Genomic DNA, 16,629 nt, shown 5'->3' on the forward strand with positions numbered 1-16,629 from the left:
CCGCGCCAACCCTCACCGCGCCGACCCATGCCGATTCGCGACGACCTGTACCAGAAGATGATCGAGGAGCGCCAGTCCGCCGAGTCCGAAGCGCGCCGCGGCGACCTGCGGCGCTGGCTGGTGGTGCTGGCGGTGTGCCTCCTCTGGCAGCTCGCGGGGGGCGCCCTGGTCGTCTTCGCCTTCCACACCCACATGCCCCACGCCGACGCCATGCAGATCGTGTGGGGCGGCTTCGGCATCGCGGCGGCGGGCACGGTGCTCACCGTCGCCATCGGCGCGCCGAAGCAGGGGCGGGAGGAGTAGGCGCCCTCTCCCCGCTCGTTCCTCGCTGCCCCTCTCCCACACTGCTGGGAGAGGGGCGTATGCGTGCATGGGTGGGATGGCGGGGTGCGTCGCGGGGGCGGGCACGGGCAGCCACATGGGGCGGCCCCTACGGGATTCGTGGCGGCGGCGGGGGGCGAGGTGGGGCAGGCGGCGGGCAGACACGCAGGTCTGCCCCTACCAGGGACGGTGCGAATGGCGGGGGTCGAGGTGGGGGCGAGGGCGGGCGCGATGAATCGCGCCCCTACCGGATCGATGCGTTTCCCAATACGGAGACACCGCGCAGATGGCGGCGATCTCCCCCCTCTCCCAGCAGTTTGGGAGAGGGGGGCCGGGGGGGTGAGGGTGTCGGCGGAGCCCTAACCCTGTTTCTACCCACCGCGCCACAACGCGTTTCAGTCATTCCGCTTGCAACCATCCACCTCCCACACGTTCTACCCACCCCCGTTGCTCCCCGGCGACGACGGGGATATCATCCGGGGCATCCCAGAGACGATCCCCGCACCCACGCTCCGCGCATGAAACGCAGAGAGTTCATCCTCCGTAGCGCAGGGGGCGCCGCGCTGGCGCTCGCGCCGTCGCAGCTCCGCGCCGCGGGGCAGCTGCACGACGACCCGGACTACAAGGCGCTCACCGGCCGGGCGCTGGATGCGGCGCGCGGGGCCGGCGCCAGCTACGCGGACGTGCGCATCACGCGCAACCGCAGCCAGTCCATCGCCACGCGCGAGCGGCGCATCACCGGGTTCGACGACGGGGAGACGTTCGGGTTCGGCGTGCGGGCGCTGGTCAACGGGGCGTGGGGGTTCGCCGCGTCGCGCGACCTGACGCTGGAGGAGGTGGAGCGTGTGGCGCGGTCGGCGGCGTCGCAGGCGCGGGCCAGCGCGGCCACCCTGCGCCGCCCCGTGGAGCTCGCCCCCGCGGAGGTGCACCGCGACGCGACGTGGCGCTCGCCGATCCAGACCGACCCGTTCGACATCCCCATCGAGGAAAAGGTGGCGGTGCTGCTGGGCGCCAACGAGGCCGCGCTCCGGGTGCAGGGTGCCCGCTTCGTCACCTCGTCGATGTTCTTCCTGCGCGAGGAGAAGACGTACGCCAACACCGACGGCTCGTACATCACGCAGACGATCTACCGGTCGTATCCGCAGATGAACGTCACGGCGGTGTCGGCGGACGGGAGCGACTTCCAGACGCGCATGTCCACCGACGTGCAGCCGATGGGGCTGGGATACGAGCACGTGCGCGCATCGCGGCTGGCGGAGAACGCGCCGCGCTGGGCGGAGGACGCGGTGAAGAAGCTCACCGCGAAGCCGGTGGAGCCGGGGCGCTTCGACCTGGTGCTCCTTCCCTCGCACCTCTTCCTGACGATCCACGAGTCGATCGCGCACCCCACCGAGCTGGACCGCATCATGGGGTACGAGGCCAACTTCGCGGGAACGTCGTTCATCAGTCCCATCCAGGACTTCCTGGGGAAGTTCCGCTACGGGCCGGCCAACTTCAACATCCAGGCGGAGCGCAGCGCCCCCGGGTCGCTGGCCACGGTGGGGTACGACGACGAGGGCGTGCGGCCGGACGAGTACCTGATCGTCAAGAACGGCATCCTCAACGACCTGCAGACGACGCGCGAGCAGGCGCCGCTGCTGGCGGACTGGTACCGCCAGCAGGGGAAGCCGGTGCGCAGCCACGGCAACTCGTACGCGCAGAGCTGGAGCGACGTGCAGTTCCAGCGCATGCCCAACGTCAACCTGATGCCCAACCCGGAGCGCGACGTCACGCTGGACGAGCTGGTGGGCGACGTGCAGGACGGCATCCTGATCGAGGGGCGCGGCTCGTACTCCATCGACCAGCAGCGCTACAACGCGCAGTTCGGCGGGCAGACCTTCCACGAGATCAGAAACGGCAAGGTCGGCGGGATGCTCAAGGACGTGGCGTACCAGATGAGGACCCCCGAGTTCTGGAACGCGGTGGACGGAATCGGGGGGCGGAGCAGCTACTTCGTGGGCGGCTCCTTCAACGACGGCAAGGGGCAGCCGTCGCAGTCCAACGCGGTGTCGCACGGGTGCCCGCCGGTGCGCGTGCGCAAGATCAACGTCATCAACACGGGCCGCCGCGGGTAGACCGTCCCGGCGGGACCCTTACGCGGCGGTGCGTGTACCGATGCCCCGAAAGGGGTAATCGTGCCCCTGGCAACGCGTTGGGTGCATCCGGCCCACCGCCGCGGTCCGCCGTCGCAGGTTGACGCGGGAGCGCGGCGGGGGTTAGTTTTGCAACTTCTCGCGCGACAATCGCTTCCACGATCATCGACGTTTCCTCCAACCCCCTCCGGGAGTCCGTACTCTCCGATGTTTCAGACGCTAAGAGCCCGCGTGGCGCTCATCCTCTTCGCCATCCTGGCGAGCTCGTTCGCCCTTTACCGCAACTACATGCGGGACGGAGCCGACGGCAAGCCCGCCCGGCAGATGGTCACGCTGGGGCTGGACCTCCAGGGTGGGAGCCACTACGCCCTGGAGCTCGACCAGACGGGGCAGAAGCTGACCCAGGCGCAGCGCGACGACGCCATCGAGCGCGCCCTGACCGTAGTGCGCATGCGCGTGGACGAGATGGGCGTGGCCGAGCCGCTGGTGCAGAAGTCGGGGAAGGACCGGATCATCGTGGAGCTGGCCGGCCTCAAGGAAGGGAACAGCGCCAAGGAAGTGCTGCAGAAGACGGCCTTCCTGGAGTTCCAGATCGTGCGTCCGCTGACGGAGCTGCAGCCCGGGCTGCCCCGCATCGACCAGGCGATCGCGCGCGCCTTTCCGGCGGCGGGCAAGGGAGCGGCCTCCGCATCCCCGGCGAACCCGGTAGGCGGCATCCTGCAGACGGCTCCGAAGGCCGACAGCGCGGGCCGCGACAGCGCGGGACGTGACAGCGCGGGGCGTGACAGCGCCGGCGACAGCACGGCCGTGGCGGCGAACACCACGACGCCCACGAGCACGGCGGCCACCGGCGCCAACGCGGCGCTGCTGAGCTCCAAGCTGGCTCCCGGGCCGTACGGCTCGCTGCAGATCCGCAAGACGGACGAGGCCGAGGTCGCGCGCTGGCTGGCGCACCCCGAGGTGCAGCGCCTCCTTCCGCGCGGCAGCGAGCTCCTGTGGAGCATCCCGGAGACGGAGGAGAGCCCGGAGCTGCGCACCCTCTGGTTCGTGGAGAACCGGCCCATCATGACGGGCGAGCACCTGGAAGACGCGCAGGCGCAGAGCGACCAGTTCGGCCGGCCGGTGGTGGCGTTCGAGCTGAGCCGAGCCGCGGGCCGCCGCTTCGAGAAGGCGACCGGCGAGCACATCAACGAGCAGATGGCGATCGTGCTGGACAACCGCGTCTACACGGCGCCCGCCATCCGCGGCCAGATCGGCTCGCGCGGGCAGATCGAGATGGGCACCTCCAAGCTGGAGGACGCCTCGGCGCTCGCGCTGGTGCTGCGGGCCGGCGCCCTTCCCGCGCCGCTCAAGGTGGTGGAGGAGCGCAGCATCGGGCCGTCCCTGGGCGCCGACTCGATCCAGAACGGCAAGACGGCCGGGCTCGTGGGCGTGCTGATCGTGGTCGGGCTGATGATCCTCTTCTACAAGTTCTCGGGGATGCTGGCCGTGGCCGCGCTGGCGGTGTACGTGCTCTTCGTGCTGGGCTCGCTCGCCGCGCTGGACGCCGTGCTGACCTTCCCCGGGATCGCCGGCCTGATCCTGTCGATCGGCATGGCGGTGGACGCCAACGTGCTGGTGTACGAGCGCATCCGCGAAGAGCTGGACGCGGGACGCAACGTCAAGGCCGCGGTGAGCGAGGGCTTCCGCCACGCGCTGTCGGCCATCGTGGACTCCAACCTGACGACGCTGATCACCGCGGCGATCCTGTACTACGTGGGCACCGGCCCGGTCCGCGGCTTCGCGGTTACGCTGGCGCTGGGCATCATCGCCTCCATGTTCACCGCGATCTTCGTGACGCGGACGTTCTTCCTCGCGTATCTGCAGCGCCGGCCGGCCGCGCAGTCCCTCTCCATCTGACCCGGCCCGGAGGATACTGACATGCGAGTTTTCCAGAACGCGAACTACCCGTTCATGCAGTGGCGGCGGCGCGCCTACATCCTGACGGCGATCCTCTTCCTGGCCGGCTTCGTGGCGATGGGATTGAACGTGGGCCGCTACGGCACGTGGCAGAACTACGGCGTGGACTTCACGGGCGGCACGCTGGTGCAGGTGCAGTTCCAGCGCCCCGTGACGGTGGAGCAGATCCGCGGCGCGTCGCGCGCGGCCGGGCACACCGAGTGGGAGATTACCCGCTTCGGCACCGGCAACGAGTACGTGATCCGCATGCCCACCTTTCGCGAGACGGCGCAGGAGACGTCGCAGAAGCGCGTGCTTGCGGCGCTCAACCCGGCCTTTGGCAACGCCGTCAAGGTGACGCGCGTGGAGGCCGTGGGCCCCAAGGTGGGCGACGAGCTGCAGTGGAGCGCGCTGCTGGCGATCGTCCTCTCGATGGTGGCGACGCTGGCGTACCTCTGGTTCCGCTTCGAGTGGCGCTTCGGCCTGGCGGCCATCGGCGCCACGGGGCACGACCTGATCATCACGCTGGGCATCATCGCCATGCTGCGCACCGAGGTGAACCTCGGCACGGTGGCGGCGCTGCTCACCATCGTCGGCTACTCGCTGAACGACACGATCGTGGTGTTCGACCGCATCCGTGAGAACCTCACCAAGCCACGCCACGGGGCGAGCTTCACGGAGATCCTCAACCGGTCGATCAACGAGACGCTGCCGCGCACGGTGCTCACCGGCGGAAGCACGATGGGGACGCTGCTGGCGCTGCTGATCTTCGGCGGCCCGGTAATCCGCGACTTCGCGCTGGTGCTGCTGCTGGGTATCTTCATCGGTACCTTCTCCTCGATCTTCGTGGCGTCGCCGCTGCTGAACGCCATCGAGGCCAAGTGGCCGCACCGCGCTCCCAAGCGCGAGCAGGCGGCTCCATCGCGAAGCCGGGAAGCGGCGGCGCGGGTCTGACGCGGGGTTGGACGAAGCACCCTGGCGGGCCGCCGCGGATCATCCGCGGCGGCCCGCTTTCCTTTCACGGCGGACGAGGATGTTGATCGACACGCATGCCCACCTGGCCGACGAGCGCCTCCTTCCCGACGTGGACGCGATCGTGGAGCGCGCGCGGGCGGCGGGGGTGGACACCGTCGTCGCCATCGCCACGGGCGTGGCGGATGCGCGCGTGGTGGTGGAGCTGGCGGAGCGCTTCCCCGGGGTGTACGCCACGGCCGGCATCCATCCGCACGCCGCCTCCACCGCGAGCGACGAGGCGTTCGCCGCCGTGCGCGCACTGCTGGACCACCCGCGCGTGGTCGCCATCGGCGAGGCGGGGCTGGACTATCACTACGAATTCGCCCCGCGCGAAGTGCAGCGCGCCTCCTTTCTGCGCCACCTGGAGCTGGGGCGCGAGACGGGGCTCCCCGTGATCGTCCACGCGCGCGAGGCGGACGAGGACCTGCGCGCGTTGCTGCGCGAGGGCGGGGCCGGGACGCGCGGGGTGCTGCACTCCTTTTCCAGCGGCGCGGAGCTGCTGGAGGATGCGCTGGCGCTCGGCTGGTACGCGTCGTTCAGCGGGATGGTGACGTTCAGGAACTTCGCCGCCGCCGACCTGCTGCGCCGCGTTCCCGCCGACCGCATCCTGGTGGAGACGGACGCGCCCTACCTGGCCCCCGTCCCCCATCGCGGCAAGACGAACGAGCCCGCCTTCGTCGCCCACACCGCCCGCGCCGCCGCCGGCCTGCGCGGCGAGGACCCGGAGGAGTTCGCGGCGCGGACGACGGCGAATGCGCGGGCGTTGTTTGGGGTGGGGGGCTGGGACCACGGCATCGGGTGAGGCGCCGGGGGCTGAAGCCCCCGGCTGGAACCACGGGAAGACCGCTGAAGCGGTCTCGTGGGCCGCAATCAATCCGCGAAGCCGGATTTCGCGTGGTAATTCAATTCATTCGCTCCTGGTGCCGGCCTCCTGTCGGCGCCGACGTCCAGCCATCCGCGCGAATCCCACCCCCGAGTCCGCGAAGGCGGACTTTGTGCTGTTGTTGCCGCGAGTTCACTCGCCCGGGCCTGAGCCCCCACCCACCTTGTCCCCCGCCACCCCCGCCCGTACTTTCCCCACCCGAATTCACCCCGAAGGAAGCCCGAATGCCGCGCCGGATCCACATCCTTCCCGAGAAGCTCGCGAACCAGATCGCCGCCGGGGAGGTGGTGGAGCGGCCCGCGTCCGTCGTCAAGGAGTTGATGGAGAACGCGCTGGATGCCGGCGCGTCGCGCATCGACGTGGTGATCCGCAACGGGGGGAAGACGGAGATCCGCGTGGCGGACGACGGGTGGGGGATGGGACGCGAGGACGCCCTCCTCGCCGTCGACCGCCACGCCACCAGCAAGGTGAGGACGGAGGCGGACCTGGCCGCCATCCGCACCCTCGGCTTCCGGGGGGAGGCGCTTCCGTCGATCGCGTCGGTGTCGCGGGTGGTGCTGGAGACGGCGGAGCGCGATGGCGACGGGACGCGCGTGGTGGTCACGGCCGGGCAGCTCGCGGCCGTGGAGGAGTGCGCGCGCCGCACGGGGACCACGGTGTCGGTGCGGAGCCTGTTCTTCAACGTCCCCGCCCGCTCCAAGTTCCTCCGCTCCAGCGCCGCCGAGAACCGCGCCGTCGGCGAGGTGGTGACGACGCTCGCGCTGGCCACGCCCGCGGTGGCGTACACGCTCGACATGGGCGGGCGCGACCCGCTCAACCTCCCCATCGCGTCCAGCGTGGCGGAGCGCGCCGCGGCGATCTGGGGCGCGGATTCGGCGGACGAGATGATCTCGGTGGCGCATCGCGGCGGGGGGCTCACGCTCACCGGGCTGATCCAGCGGCCGGACGACGCGCGCCCCGCCAACCGCCGCACCTACCTCTTCGTCAACGGCCGCTCCTTCGGCGATCGCGCGCTGATCCGCGCGGCGGACCGGGCGTACCGCACGACGATCCCGCACGGCGTCTATCCCTCGCTCTTCCTCTTCTTCGAGGTGCCGGACGGGGAGGTGGACGTCAACGTGCACCCCGCCAAGGCCGAGGTCCGCTTCCGCGACCGTCCGGCCGTGGAGCGCATCATGGAGGAAGGGATCCGCGCCGCGCTCGCCGGGCTGGACAGCACGCCCAGCATCGGGGTGCGTGCGGCCCCCGATCCGCAGACGGTGTACGAGCCGGCGGCGCAGGCGGGCGTAGTGTCGGTGCGCGAGCCGGCGCCGGAGCCTGTGGCGGAGCCGCAGATGACGCTCTTCGTCACGGGCTCCGCGCAGCCGTCCTCCTCGCCCGCGCAGCCGGAGACGCTGGGAGAGATGCTGGGCTCCGCGCCGGTGATGTGGCAGGTGCACAACACCTACATCATCGCGGAGACGCGCACGGGGCTCGTGCTGGTGGACCAGCATTCGGCGCACGAGCGGGTGCTGTACGAGGAGATCGTGGGCGGCTTCGGGACGCGGCAGCTCTCCAGCCAGCGCCTCCTCTTTCCGCTCACTCTGCGCCTCTCCCCGGCGGAGTACGCGCTCGTGGAGCAGATCACCGGGCTGCTGGAGGGCGCCGGCTTCCAGGTGGAGCCGTTCGGCGGGCGCTCGGTGATCGTCCACTCCGTCCCCACGCCGCACCCGTACTTCGACGCGGAGCGCTGCCTGCGCGAGATGGTGGCGGAGCTGACCGAGGGGTCGCCGCTGGTGGACTCCGCCCGCACGCAGCACCAGCGCATCGCGCTGTCGATGGCGTGCAAGGGCGCCATCAAGGCCGGCCAGAAGCTGTCGCAGCGGGAGATGAGCGAGCTCTTCGACCGCCTCTTCGCCACCGAGCTTCCGTACCACGACATCCACGGGCGCCCCACGGTGGTCCAGCTCTCGCTGACGGAGCTGCACCGGAGGTTCGGGAGGAGCGGGTGACGGAGGCGCTGGCCATCACCGGGCCCACCGGCTCGGGTAAGACGGCGCTCTCCATCGAGGTCGCGCGGCGGCTGGATGGCGAGATCGTCTCGATGGACTCGCGCTCTGTCTTCCGGGGGATGGACATCGGCACCGCCAAGCCGACGCCGGAGGAGCGCGGCGAGATCCCGCACTGGGGGATCGACCTGGTGGAGCCCTCAGAGCGGTTCGGGGCGGGGCGCTGGGCACGGTACGCGCGTGAGAAGGTAGCCGAGATCCGCGCGCGCGGCCGCGTGCCGATGCTGGTGGGGGGCACCGGGTTCTTTTTGCGCGCACTCACGCACCCCATCTTCGGCGAGCCGGTGCTGGACCCGGTGGCCCGCGCGCGGGTAACCCGGATGATGGAGCGGATGGAGGACGCGCAGCTCCTCCGCTGGCTGTGGCCGCACGATCCCGAGGCGGCGGGGAGGCTGAGCCGCAGCGGCGGCCGGCAGCGGCTGATGCGGGCGCTGGAGGTGGCGCTGCTCACCGGCCGCTCGCTCACCTGGTGGCAGCGCAACTCGCCCCCGGAGGCGCCCCCGATGGAGGTGCTCCCCGTCGTGCTGGAGGTGCCGCGCGATTTGCTCTACCAGGGGATCAACCGGCGCATGACGGAGATGGCGGAGGCGGGACTGGTGGAGGAGGTGCGCTCGCTGGTCGCCCGCTACGGCGAGGCGGCGCCGGGGCTGAACGCGCACGGATACGCGGAGCTGATGCCGTACCTGCGGGGTGAGCGGTCGCTGGAGGATGCGCTGGAGCTGGCCCGCAAGAACACGCGCGACTACACGCGCCGCCAGCTCACCTGGTACCGCACGCAGTTGCCGCCGGGGGCGCTGTGGCTGGATGCGACGCGGCCGCGTGAGGAATTGGCTGACGCCATTGTCGCCGCGTGGCGCGAGCGGACGGGTTCGACGTAGAGCGCGGGCGGCGGTGCGGGGGAGGGCACGGGCGGCCACGCGGGGCCGCCCCTACGGCGTTCTTGTGGAGGGCGGGGGTGGGCAGACACGCAGGTCGGCCCCTACGGGATCGGTGCGCGCGAGGGGCGGCGGTCCGGGCACGGGCGCGATGAATCGCGCCCCTGCGGATTCGGTGCGGGCGGCGGCGGTCGAGGCAGGGAAAGGGTGGGCGCGATGAATCGCGCCCCTACCACGGATCCGGAACCATCATCAGTGTGCGCCGTGCACTTGGCACTTAGCACTTGGCACTTGGCACTGCTTTTATGAAAATCGGCATCACCTGCTATCCGACCTATGGCGGGTCCGGGGCCATCGCCACGGAGCTGGGGATTGAGCTGGCGCGGCGCGGGCACGAGATCCACTTCATCTCGTACGCGCAACCCTTTCGGCTCCCGCACTTCATGGAGCGGGTCTTCTTCCACGAAGTGGAGATGAGCCGCTACCCGCTCTTCGAGCACAACAACTACTCGCTGTCGCTGGCGGCGATGATGCACGAGGTCACGCTTAGCCACGGCCTCGACCTGCTGCACGTGCACTACGCCATCCCCCACGCCACCTCCGCGTGGATCGCCAAGGAGATGCTGGGGCCCAACCACCCGCTCCGCATCGTCACCACACTGCACGGCACCGACATCACGCTGGTGGGTCAGGAACGCTCGTTCGGCGAGATCACCCGCTTCTCCATCCTGCGCTCCGACGGGATCACCGCCGTCTCCGACTACCTGAAGCGCGAGACGGTGGACGCGTTCGCGGTGCCGGAGGAGCGGATCGAGGTCGTGCCCAACTTCGTGGATCCCAAGCTGTACGACCGCGGCAAGCTCCCCTGCCACAAGCAGTCGTTCCTGCGCGATGGCGAGAAGATGGTGGTGCACGTCTCCAACTTTCGGCCGGTCAAGCGCGTGCGCGACGTGGTCCGGATCTTTTCGCGCATGGCGAAGGAGGTCCCTTCGCGCCTGGTGCTGATCGGCGACGGCCCCGACCGGCCCGAAGCCGCCGACGAGGCGGCGCGGCAGGGCGTCACCGACCGCGTGCTCTTTCTGGGGAAGCAGGATTCCGTGGCGGAGCTCCTGGCCTGCGCCGACCTCCTCCTCCTCCCATCCAGCAGCGAGTCGTTCGGGCTGGTGGCGCTGGAGGCGATGGCGAGCGGCGTTCCCGTCATTGCCTCCAACGCCGGCGGCCTGCCGGACCTGATCGAGGACGGAGTCACCGGCTTCGTCGCCCCGGTCGGCGCGGTGGAGGAGATGGCGGAGGCGGGCGCGTCGATCCTGGCGGATGGGAAGCGGTGGAGGAAGATGAGCGCGGAGGCGCGCCGCTGCGCCGTGGAGCGCTTCGGCGTGGACGTGATCATCCCCGAGTACGAGCGGTATTACGAGCGCATCCTGGGGCGCGGGGCGCACGCCGAGCCGGTGGCGCACGCCGCCAGCGCGTAAATACCCACACAGCATCACGATGCCACTCTCCGCCGAAGCGCTCTCGCTGATCCAGGCCGCCCTCGACGAAGACGTCGGGCCGGGCGACTTCACCACGCTGTGGACGGTGCCGGAGGGGCGCCGCGCCGAGGCCCGCATCGTCGCCAAGGCGCCCGGCGTGGTCGCGGGCTCCGAGGTGGCGGCCGAGGTCTTCCGCCGCGTCGACCCGTCGCTGGAGGTGGAGGTCGCCGCGTTCGACGGCACCGCGCTGCAGCCGGGCGATCTGGCGATGCGCGTCACCGGCTCCGCGCGCTCCATCCTGACGGCGGAGCGGACGGCGCTCAACTTCATGCAGCGCCTCTCGGGTGTAGCCACGGTCACGCGGCGATACGTGGAGACGGTGGCGGGCACGGGTGCGCGGGTGATCGACACGCGCAAGACGACGCCGGGGATGCGCGCGCTGGAGAAGGCCGCCGTGCTCGCGGGCGGCGGCGCCAACCATCGCCACGGGCTGCACGACATGGTGATGATCAAGGACAACCACATCGCGGCGGCGGGCGGGATCACGGCGGCGGTAAATGCGGTGCGCGCCCGCAACGACCGCGGCCTCGCCGTCGAGGTGGAGACGACGAACCTGGACGAGGTGCGCGAGGCGCTCGCGACCGGCGCGGACCGCATCATGTTCGACAACATGCCGCCCGAACTCATGCGCCAGGCCGTGGAGCTCGTTCGCGCGGCCGACCCGCGCCCGGAGACGGAGGCGTCCGGCGGGATCACGCTGGACACCATCCGCGCCGCGGCGGAGACGGGCGTGGACTTCATCTCGGTCGGCGCGCTTACGCACTCCGCGCCCGCGCTGGATCTTTCGCTCCAGCTTCGCGCGCTGGACGGGTGAACGAGCGCGCGGAGCGGTGGGAGGGCGCCACCGCGGCGGAGCTGGCCGCCCGCTGGGGCGTCCCGGCCGTGCACCTCTTCCAGACGGTTGGCTCCACCAACGATGAGGCGCGCGCGCTGGCAGACGGCGGCGCCCCGGCGGGTACGGTGGTCGTCGCGGAAGAGCAACTCGCGGGTCGCGGGCGGGGCGGGAAGGAGTGGGCGTCGCCGCCGGGGCTGGGGATCTGGATGACGGTCGTGCTGCGCCCCGCCGCTCTCCCCGCGCCGGGGCTCCTCCCCATCCTGGTGGGCCTCGCCGCGGCCGAGGCGATCGACGAGTTCGTGCGTCCGGCGAGCGCGCAGGTGAAGTGGCCCAACGACGTCCACCTGGCCGGCCGCAAGCTCGCCGGCATCCTGTGTGAGGGCGCGTGGGAGGCGGACCGTCCCGGCGCGGTGGTCGCGGGGATCGGCATCAACTGCGGCCATTCCGGCGACGACTTCCCGCCGGAGTTGCGGCATTCAGCCACCTCGCTCCGCATCAGCGCCGGCTGGGCGCCGCCGCGCGCGGAGGTGGCGGGCTCGGTCGTGCGCGCCATCCTGCGCCTGGCCGGCAACCCACCCGCGCAGCTCGGCGGCGCGCTGCTGGGAGCCCTGCGCGCCCGCGACGCGCTGGAGGGCAGGGCAGTGGTCGTCACCGGCGCCACACCCGTCACCGGCATCGCGCTGGGGATCAGCCCCGCCGGCGCCCTACTCGTCCGCTCGGACGCAGGCGTGCTGCGCACCGTCCGCTCCGGCACCGTGCGGCTCGCCTGACGCCGTTGCGGCACCCGCGCACGGCCGGGTACCTTGCAGCTCCAACGGCCACCCGGAACGCCTTTATGAAGCTGCAGATTCACGGAGACACGCACGTCCCCGGCGACAAGTCCATCACCCACCGCGCGCTGATGTTCGCGGCGCTGGCGCACGGCGAGAGCCGCCTCTCCGGCCTTCTGCCGGGCGAGGACTGCCGCAGCACGGCGTCCGTGCTGCGCGCGCTGGGCTGCGCCATCCCCGACATCCCCGAGGACGGCTCGGAGATCCGCGTGACGGGGCACGGCGTGGGCGAGTGGCGGCGGCCGACGGTGGAGCTGGACTGCGGCAACAGTGGGACGACGGCGCGGCTGATGATGGGCATCCTCGCCTCACGCCCCTTTGCGGCGACGCTGACGGGCGACGAGTCGCTGCGCGGACGGCCGATGCGGCGCGTGACGGCGCCGCTGCAGCGGATGGGTGCGCACTTCAACGAGGCCGGCGCGCCCGACCGGCTACCCATCGAGATCGTGGGCGGGCCGTTGCGCTCGATGGACTACGCATCGCCCACCGCGAGCGCGCAGGTCAAGAGCGCGATCCTGCTGGCCGGCCTCACCGCGGGCGTCCCCGTAAGCGTTACCGAGCCCCACCTTTCGCGCGACCACACGGAGCGCATGCTCGCGGCGCTCGGCGTGCACGTGCAGGCATCGCCGGTGGAGGGCGGATGGCGTGTCGCCGTGCCCGCGCACCGGAGGCCGCTCGGTGCGCTCGATCTGCGCGTGCCGGGCGACCCATCCTCCGCGGCCTTCCTGGCCGCGCTGGCGCTGATGGCGGACGAGGGGGAGCTGGTGATCCGGGGCGTGGGCGTGAACCCCACGCGCACCGGCTTTCTCACCATCGCCGAGCGCATGGGCGCGCAGATCGAGCGCACCAACGAGCGCACGGAGGGCGGCGAGCTCGTCGCGGACCTCGTGGTGCGCCCGTCCACGCTACGCGGCACCTCCGTCGGCGGCGACGAGGTGCCGGCGGCGGTGGACGAGATCCCCATCCTGGCCGTCCTCGCCGCGCGCGCGGAGGGGGAGACGCGCATCACGGGCGCCGGCGAGCTGCGGGTGAAGGAGACGGACCGCATCGCCGCCATTGCCGGCAACCTGCGCGCGCTCGGCGCCGAAGCGGAGGAGCTGGACGACGGGCTGGTGGTGCGCGGTTCCGACAAGCCGCTCGTCGGAAGGATCAAGACGTACGGCGACCACAGGATCGCGATGGCGTTCGGCGTGCTCGGCGTGCTGCCCGGGAACGAGGTGGACATCGACGACCGGGAGTGCGCCGCGGTCAGCTTCCCCGGCTTCTTCGAGCGCCTGCAAGAGCTCGCGGGAGGAACCCAGTGACGCAGCCGAAGCTCAACCGCCCGGACGGGATCATCATCGCGCTGGACGGCCCCGCGGGCTCTGGCAAGAGCTCCACCGCGCGTGCCGTCGCCGAGCGGCTGGGCTATCGGCACCTGGATTCGGGCGCCTTCTACCGCGCCCTCACCTGGGCCGCCCTGCGCGCCAACATCCCCGCTGACGAGTGGACGGCGCTCACGCCGGAGCAGCTCGACGCGCTGGACGTGCACGGCGCGCCGGAGGGGCGCAGCTACACCCTGACCGTCGGCGGCTGGAACGTGTCCGAGGCGATCCGCACCCCCGAGGTCAACGCGCACGTGTCGCGCATGGCCGCGGTCCCCGCTGTGCGCGAGTGGCTGATGGACGCGCTGCGCGAGGCGGGGGCGCGAGGCGGGCTGGTGGCGGACGGGCGCGACATCGGCACCGTCGTCTTCCCCAACGCCGAGCTCAAGGCGTACCTGGTGGCCGACCCAGAGGAGCGTGCGCGGCGACGCCTTCGAGAGCAGGGAAGCACAGATTTCTCGGACGAAACGGTCCGCGAGGAAGCGGCACGCCTGCTGGGCCGTGACGAGATCGATTCCGGCCGCGCGGTGGCGCCGCTGGCGGAGGCGGCGGACGCGGTGAGGATCGACACCACCGCGCTCAGCTTCGAGGAGCAGGTGGAGGCGGTGGTGAAGCTGGCCAGGGAGAGGGCCGGGGGTTGACCGAAGGGGCGGAAAACCGTATCTTTTCCTGTTTTCCGGGGAATTTTCCGCCCCGATCCTCCATCACCCCCAACACTCCGCCGCCCCGCGCGTTTATAGGGGCCGGCCGGAAGGGACCCAGCCACACATGGCCGAGCAGATCCAGCCCGAGCAGTACCAGCCGGACGAAGACGAGAACAGCGGCGGCCTCGCCACCGCCGTCGGCAACTTCGTGAAAGGCTTCAGCACCCTTACGGTCCAGCAGGTCGCGGACCGTGCCCGCTCGCTCAACATCCGCGCCGACCTCTACGACGAAGAGGAGTACTCCGACGAGGAGTACGAGGCGATGCTGGAGATGTACGGCGACACCCTCACCAACATCGAAGAGGGTGAGATCGTCAAGGCGCGCGTCCTTCGCGTGACCGACAAGGCCGTCATCCTGGACCTCGGCTTCAAGAGCGAGGGCGCGGTGGGCCGCGACGAGTTCAAGGACCCCGACTCGCTCCAGATCGGCGACGAGGTCGAAGTCTTCCTGGAGAACCTGGAAGACGAAGACGGCGTCGTCGTGCTTTCCAAGAAGAAGGCCGATTTCCTCCGCGTGTGGGAGCAGATCCGCGTCGCCTACGAGAACAACGAGGCGGTCGCCGGCATGCTCACGCGCAAGATCAAGGGCGGCGTCACCGTCGACCTGATGGGCGTGGACGCGTTCCTGCCGGGCTCGCAGATCGCGCTCCGCCGCGTGCCGAACATCGAGGACCTGATCGGCGAGACGTACGACTTCCGGATCATCAAGCTGAACAAGCGCCGCCGCAACATCGTGGTGTCGCGCCGCGTGCTCCTCGAGGCCGACCGCGAGATCAAGCGCGACCGGCTCAAGAAGGAGCTCGAGGTGGGCCAGGTGCGCATGGGCGTGGTGAAGAACATCACCGATTTCGGTGCCTTCATCGACCTGGGCGGCATGGACGGCCTGCTGCACATCACCGACATGTCGTGGGGCCGCGTCGGCCATCCGACCGAGGTGGTGTCGATCGGCGCCGAGCTCGAAGTCAAGGTGCTCGACATCGACTGGGAGCGCGAGCGCCTTTCGCTCGGCCTCAAGCAGCTCCAGGCGTACCCCTGGAAGGACGTCGACAAGAAGTACCCGGTCGGCGCCCGCGTGCGCGGCCGCGTGGTCTCGATCACCAACTACGGCGCCTTCGTGGAGCTGGAGAAGGGCGTCGAGGGCCTGGTGCACATCAGCGAGATGAGCTGGACGCGCAACGTCCGCCACCCGTCGAAGATCGTGTCGCTGGGTGACGAGATCGAGGCCGTGATCCTGAAGGTGGACGTCGAGGGCGAGAAGATCTCCCTGGGCATGAAGCAGATCGAGGAAGATCCGTGGCACGCGCTGCCGGTGAAGTACCCGGTGGGCACGCGCCTCAGCGGCAAGGTCCGCAACCTCACCTCGTTCGGCGCCTTCGTGGAGATCGAGCCCGGCATCGACGGCCTGGTGCACATCTCCGACATGAGCTGGACCAAGCGGATCCAGCACCCGTCCGAAGTCGTCAAGAAGGGCGACGACGTGGACGTGGTGATCCTGGGTGTGGACGCCGAGAACAAGCGCATCTCGCTTGGCCTCAAGCAGACCATCGAGGATCCGTGGGACGAGCTGGCGCAGCGCTTCTACGCCGGCCAGGAGATCAACGGCACCGTGTCGCGCCTGCAGGACAAGGGCGTGGCGGTGGACCTGGGCGACGACATCGAGGGCTTCGTGCCCGTGTCGCAGCTGGGCGTCACCGGGCTGCAGAACCCGGCCGACGTCTTCACCGAGGGCGACGAGCTGGAGATGCGCGTCACCGAGGTAGACGCGCCGAACCGCCGCATCGTCCTGGAGACCACGCGCGTTCCGAAGTTCGAGGGCGGGCAGCCGGTCCTCCCGGTCCGCGACGAGACCGCGGAGAGCACCGAGGGCGCCGAGGAGACCACCAGCGACGCCGGCGGCGACGTCGCCGTCGAGCCGGTGGCGACGGACGCGGAAGACACCGAGTAAGCTTTCGGTTCTTTGCTGGACGCAAGAGGGGGTGCGGGGCTTCGGCTCCGCACCCCTTCGTGCCGTCAGGCCCCCTCCCCCCGGCCCCCTCCCCCGCCTGCGGGGGCGCAGGGCGGGTGAGGGGGAGACATACGCCCGTTTCGCGGAAATCCGTAGGGGCGCGATTCATCGCGCCCGTGCCCGCCGCCACTCCGCAGATGGGGCCACG

General features: G+C 70.8%; 13 protein-coding genes. All 13 read left to right on the top strand.

Annotated features, from left to right (window positions below):
* The first annotated feature begins 27 nt into the window (after window positions 1–27).
* The 13 genes from VF584_25795 to VF584_25855 all read left to right on the top strand — a co-directional run bounded on the left by VF584_25795 (window position 28) and on the right by VF584_25855 (window position 16,421).
* Complete coding sequence (locus VF584_25795) at window positions 28–303, top strand: hypothetical protein (GenBank protein HEX8213609.1); 276 nt, start codon at window positions 28–30, stop codon at window positions 301–303.
* Window positions 304–839: 536 nt separating this feature from the next.
* Window positions 840–2,435: a TldD/PmbA family protein gene (locus tag VF584_25800; GenBank protein ID HEX8213610.1), complete on the top strand. Its 1,596-nt coding sequence runs from the start codon at window positions 840–842 to the stop codon at window positions 2,433–2,435.
* A 249-nt stretch (window positions 2,436–2,684) separates the two neighbouring features.
* Window positions 2,685–4,352 carry a protein translocase subunit SecD gene (gene secD / locus VF584_25805; protein HEX8213611.1) on the top strand — a complete coding sequence of 556 codons (1,668 nt, stop codon included), beginning with the start codon at window positions 2,685–2,687 and terminating at the stop codon, window positions 4,350–4,352.
* A 21-nt stretch (window positions 4,353–4,373) separates the two neighbouring features.
* Window positions 4,374–5,345, top strand: a complete 972-nt coding sequence (gene secF / locus VF584_25810; GenBank protein HEX8213612.1) for a protein translocase subunit SecF — start codon at window positions 4,374–4,376, stop codon at window positions 5,343–5,345.
* 79 nt (window positions 5,346–5,424) lie between these two features.
* Window positions 5,425–6,207 (top strand): TatD family hydrolase, encoded by a 783-nt coding sequence (locus VF584_25815; protein HEX8213613.1) that lies wholly within the window; start codon window positions 5,425–5,427, stop codon window positions 6,205–6,207.
* A gap of 305 nt (window positions 6,208–6,512) precedes the next feature.
* Complete coding sequence (gene mutL, locus VF584_25820; GenBank protein HEX8213614.1) at window positions 6,513–8,279, top strand: DNA mismatch repair endonuclease MutL; 1,767 nt, start codon at window positions 6,513–6,515, stop codon at window positions 8,277–8,279.
* Window positions 8,276–9,214: a tRNA (adenosine(37)-N6)-dimethylallyltransferase MiaA gene (miaA, locus tag VF584_25825; protein ID HEX8213615.1), complete on the top strand. Its 939-nt coding sequence runs from the start codon at window positions 8,276–8,278 to the stop codon at window positions 9,212–9,214. Before mutL ends, miaA begins: the two co-directional genes overlap by 4 nt.
* Before the next feature lie 302 nt (window positions 9,215–9,516).
* Window positions 9,517–10,683: an N-acetyl-alpha-D-glucosaminyl L-malate synthase BshA gene (gene bshA / locus VF584_25830; GenBank protein HEX8213616.1), complete on the top strand. Its 1,167-nt coding sequence runs from the start codon at window positions 9,517–9,519 to the stop codon at window positions 10,681–10,683.
* A 19-nt stretch (window positions 10,684–10,702) separates the two neighbouring features.
* Window positions 10,703–11,557, top strand: a complete 855-nt coding sequence (gene nadC, locus VF584_25835) for a carboxylating nicotinate-nucleotide diphosphorylase (GenBank protein ID HEX8213617.1) — start codon at window positions 10,703–10,705, stop codon at window positions 11,555–11,557.
* On the top strand, window positions 11,554–12,348 hold the full coding sequence (locus tag VF584_25840) for a biotin--[acetyl-CoA-carboxylase] ligase (GenBank protein HEX8213618.1): 795 nt from the start codon (window positions 11,554–11,556) through the stop codon (window positions 12,346–12,348). Before nadC ends, VF584_25840 begins: the two co-directional genes overlap by 4 nt.
* Window positions 12,349–12,413: 65 nt before the next feature.
* Window positions 12,414–13,712 (top strand): 3-phosphoshikimate 1-carboxyvinyltransferase, encoded by a 1,299-nt coding sequence (gene aroA, locus VF584_25845; GenBank protein HEX8213619.1) that lies wholly within the window; start codon window positions 12,414–12,416, stop codon window positions 13,710–13,712.
* Window positions 13,709–14,413: a (d)CMP kinase gene (cmk, locus tag VF584_25850; protein HEX8213620.1), complete on the top strand. Its 705-nt coding sequence runs from the start codon at window positions 13,709–13,711 to the stop codon at window positions 14,411–14,413. Before aroA ends, cmk begins: the two co-directional genes overlap by 4 nt.
* A 127-nt stretch (window positions 14,414–14,540) precedes the next feature.
* Complete coding sequence (locus VF584_25855) at window positions 14,541–16,421, top strand: 30S ribosomal protein S1 (protein HEX8213621.1); 1,881 nt, start codon at window positions 14,541–14,543, stop codon at window positions 16,419–16,421.
* The last annotated feature ends 208 nt before the right edge of the window (window positions 16,422–16,629 follow it).

Source organism: Longimicrobium sp., from assembly GCA_036389135.1.
GTDB lineage: Bacteria > Gemmatimonadota > Gemmatimonadetes > Longimicrobiales > Longimicrobiaceae > Longimicrobium.

Excerpts from the sequence above, each read along its gene's own strand:
- VF584_25795 (HEX8213609.1), top strand. The coding sequence starts at position 28 with ATGCCGATTCGCGACGACCTGTACCAGAAGATGATCGAGGAGCGCCAG.
- VF584_25800 (HEX8213610.1), top strand. The coding sequence starts at position 840 with ATGAAACGCAGAGAGTTCATCCTCCGTAGCGCAGGGGGCGCCGCGCTG.
- secF (HEX8213612.1), top strand. The coding sequence starts at position 4,374 with ATGCGAGTTTTCCAGAACGCGAACTACCCGTTCATGCAGTGGCGGCGG.
- VF584_25815 (HEX8213613.1), top strand. The coding sequence starts at position 5,425 with ATGTTGATCGACACGCATGCCCACCTGGCCGACGAGCGCCTCCTTCCC.
- mutL (HEX8213614.1), top strand. The coding sequence starts at position 6,513 with ATGCCGCGCCGGATCCACATCCTTCCCGAGAAGCTCGCGAACCAGATC.
- bshA (HEX8213616.1), top strand. The coding sequence starts at position 9,517 with ATGAAAATCGGCATCACCTGCTATCCGACCTATGGCGGGTCCGGGGCC.
- nadC (HEX8213617.1), top strand. The coding sequence starts at position 10,703 with ATGCCACTCTCCGCCGAAGCGCTCTCGCTGATCCAGGCCGCCCTCGAC.
- aroA (HEX8213619.1), top strand. The coding sequence starts at position 12,414 with ATGAAGCTGCAGATTCACGGAGACACGCACGTCCCCGGCGACAAGTCC.
- VF584_25855 (HEX8213621.1), top strand. The coding sequence starts at position 14,541 with ATGGCCGAGCAGATCCAGCCCGAGCAGTACCAGCCGGACGAAGACGAG.